Source organism: Mycobacterium sp. (assembly GCF_035314665.1).
Lineage (GTDB): Bacteria > Actinomycetota > Actinomycetes > Mycobacteriales > Mycobacteriaceae > Mycobacterium.
The window spans coordinates 1-2,954 of record NZ_DATFZD010000079.1; the positions used below are offsets into that span (position 1 = coordinate 1).

The window sequence follows — 2,954 nt, forward strand, 5'->3', positions numbered from 1 at the left end:
CGCCAGCTCGCGAGTGCTCGACGTAATCGGGGTCAACGATGTCGGCGGCGCGGTCACCGTCGGGCTGTCGCACTACTCGACGATGGCCGAGGTGGACCAGTTGGTGCGTGCCCTGGCCTCGTTGGGCTAGACGGTTAAGACGATCTTTCCGGTCACCTGCCCCGACGACAGCAGTCGATGCGCTTCCGCCGCCTGCTGGATCGGGATGTGCGCACCGATGATCGGGCGGACACGCCCGTTGCCAATCAATGGCCAGACCGACGTCGTCACCGCTTCGACGATGGCGCTCTTGCCGCTGGGACCGGTCACCGGTCGGCCGCGCAGGGCGGTCCCGATCACCCGCAATCGTTTGGCGACCAGCTTGCCCAGGTTGAGCTCGCCGTTGACGCCACCCTGCATCCCGATCACGATCAGCTGACCGTCGTTGGCCAGCGCGTCGAGGTTGCGGTCCAAATACGCAGCGCCCATGATGTCCAGGATCACGTCGGCGCCGGCGCCGCCGGTTGCCTCATGGACTTTCGCGACGAAGTCCTCATCGTGATAGTCGATGGTGATTTCGGCGCCCAATTCACGGCACAGTTCCAGCTTGGCCGCGGAACCCGCGGTGACGGCGACTCGGGCACCCAATGCCCAGGCGACCTGGATGGCGTGAGTCCCCACCCCACTGGCGCCGCCATGAATCAGAACCAGCTGGCCCTCGCGTAGGTGAGCCGTCAGCACAAGATTCGACCACACCGTGCACGCCACTTCCGGCAGGCCGGCGGCATCCCGCACGTCGATGCCGCCCGGAATCGGCAGGAGTTGGCCGGCGGGTACCGCGACGTATTCCGCGTAACCGCCGCCGGCCAGCAAAGCGCAGACTTCTTGCCCCGGTGACCAGTCGCCGGCATCCTCGCCCACTTCGGCGATCACTCCGGAGACCTCCATGCCGAGCAGCTTGCTGGCTCCCGGTGGCGGTGGGTACAGGCCGGCGGCCTGCAGCAGGTCGGCCCGATTGACGCCGGCGGCGCTGACTTTGACCAGCACTTCGCCGCGGCCCGGCACCGCATCGGGCACCTCTTGCCAGAGGAGCTCATCGGCCGATTCAGCGACGATCGCATGCATGCTCGCCACGCTACTACCTGCGGATACCGCTGTTCCAAAGGCTTTCTCAAAGGCTTTCTCAAAGGCTATGTGTCGCATAGCATGACGTTATGGCCGCCCTCATTGCGGGCCGGACAGCCAGTGAGATGCCCGGGCTGGATATCGCTGAACAGAAGTCGTGGCAGAACTTCTTGGACTCGACCCTGCGCTTGTATTCGACGCTCAACCGCCGCCTCACCGATGCGCACCAGCTGTCGCTGTTCGACGTCCGCGTGCTCGACCTCTTGGACAACGCCCCCAGCGGCTGTGTCCGGATGGGCGATCTGGCCGAGGCACTGCCGTCGCTGCCGAGCCGGCTGACCCGCCAGGTCCGTCGTCTGGAGGGGCAAGGGCTGGTGCGCCGGGAAGCCAGTCCGGATGACCGGCGGGGGGTGGTGGCCGCCATCACCGACGACGGCCGGGCGGCCGCGCGGCAGGCCATGGTCACCTACGCCCAGGGTGTGCGAACGTACTTCCTCGGCCAGTTGTCGCGTTCGCAGATCGCCGCGATGGGGGAGAACTGCCGACGGATCAGCGCCGCGCTCAGACTGTCCGACCGGGCTTCCAAGGCCGGTGGGCAGGCCGGCGGGGCCGCAGCCCGGTGACGATGCGGGCCGGGACGGCCCGACGAGGAGCCGGGCAATAGACCGAGCCGTTACCCTTGTCGGCGGTGGCGTGGCAGAGCGGCCTAATGCACTCGCCTTGAAAGCGAGAGACGGCTAAAACCGTCCGGGGGTTCAAATCCCTCCGCCACCGCCACCTCCGCCACCGCCACCTCCGCCACCGCCATTCCGCCACCGCCAGTGTGTTACTTGACCAACGTGAATTGTCCGATGTCGGTGATGTCGCGGCGGAAGAAATCCGCGCATCCGATGAGATAACGCAGGTAACGCTCGTACACGGTCTCTGATGTGATGGCGATCGCCTGGTCGCGTCGTGCGACAAGGTTGGCCGCCCACATATCCAGCGTCCTCGCGTAGTGCGGCCGAAGCCGGTGGATGCGCTCGACGCCGAAACCTGCCGCGGTTGCGAACTCGACGATGTCGTCATCCGAGGGCAACTCGCCACCGGGGAAGATCTCCTTGCCGATGAACCGCATGAACCTTAGATCGTTCATCGTGATCGCGATCCCGTGCGGCGCAAAATAGCTTTGCGGATGTCCCAGGATGGTGTGCAGCAGCATCCGGCCGTCGGCGGGCAGCAGACGGTAGGCCGTCTCGAAGAACGAGGGGTAGCGAGGCTTCGTGAACGCCTCGAACGCGCCAATGCTCACGATGCGGTCGACCGGCTCGTCGAACTCCTCCCAACCCTGCAGCCGCACCTCGACCTTCCGTGACGTCGACACCTTAGCCAAGCGCTCTGTCGTGTATCGGTGCTGGTGGCGGCTCAGGGTGATGCCGATGACGTTGACGTCGTATTTCTGCAGGGCCAGATCCAGCGCGCCGCCCCACCCGCATCCGACGTCGAGCAACGTCATGCCGGGCTCAAGATTCAGCTTGCCCAACGCCAAGTCGAATTTGGCGACCTGCGCCTCGTCGAGCGTCATGTCGTCGCGCTCGAAATAAGCGCAGGTATAGCCCATTGTCGGACCGAGGAACAGGGCAAAAAAGTCGTCGTTGAGGTCGTAGATCGACTGCGACGTTTCGTAATCCGGTGTCAGACCGCTCTTTTCACCAGCCATCGAGAAGCTACCCATCTCATTCCCACGCCGGGCAACAAAACATGGGCGCTCAAGGTCCGAACGGCCAAGTTGCTGGTCCCCCGACTACAGCCAAACATGTGTTGGACATATTAGACGAGCGTGGACTAGCCAACGAAATCGCGGGACACTT

3 protein-coding genes, 1 tRNA gene and 1 pseudogene are annotated in these 2,954 nt (G+C 64.7%); 3 read left to right on the forward strand and 2 right to left on the reverse strand.

Annotation, left to right across the window (positions count from 1 at the left end; all coding sequences use genetic code 11):
- A pseudogene (locus VKI00_RS05995) lies at nt 1–130 on the forward strand (cysteine desulfurase-like protein); the annotation flags it as partial.
- On the opposite strand, the gene VKI00_RS06000 reads toward VKI00_RS05995, so the two are convergent.
- Complete coding sequence (locus tag VKI00_RS06000) at nt 127–1,104, reverse strand: NAD(P)H-quinone oxidoreductase (RefSeq protein WP_324436092.1); 978 nt, start codon at nt 1,102–1,104, stop codon at nt 127–129. The pseudogene VKI00_RS05995 and the gene VKI00_RS06000 sit on opposite strands and share 4 nt — an antisense overlap.
- Before the next feature lie 89 nt (nt 1,105–1,193).
- Here VKI00_RS06000 and VKI00_RS06005 point away from each other — a divergent pair, with 89 nt between their 5' ends.
- The gene (locus VKI00_RS06005; protein ID WP_324436093.1) at nt 1,194–1,727 is read left to right on the forward strand and encodes a MarR family winged helix-turn-helix transcriptional regulator; all 534 of its coding nucleotides are present in this window, start codon (nt 1,194–1,196) and stop codon (nt 1,725–1,727) included.
- A 64-nt stretch (nt 1,728–1,791) separates the two neighbouring features.
- Nucleotides 1,792–1,881 (forward strand) — tRNA-Ser (locus tag VKI00_RS06010).
- Nucleotides 1,882–1,930: 49 nt separating this feature from the next.
- On the opposite strand, the gene VKI00_RS06015 is transcribed toward VKI00_RS06010, so the two are convergent.
- Complete coding sequence (locus VKI00_RS06015) at nt 1,931–2,803, reverse strand: cyclopropane mycolic acid synthase family methyltransferase (RefSeq protein WP_324436094.1); 873 nt, start codon at nt 2,801–2,803, stop codon at nt 1,931–1,933.
- Between the last annotated feature and the right edge of the window lie 151 nt (nt 2,804–2,954).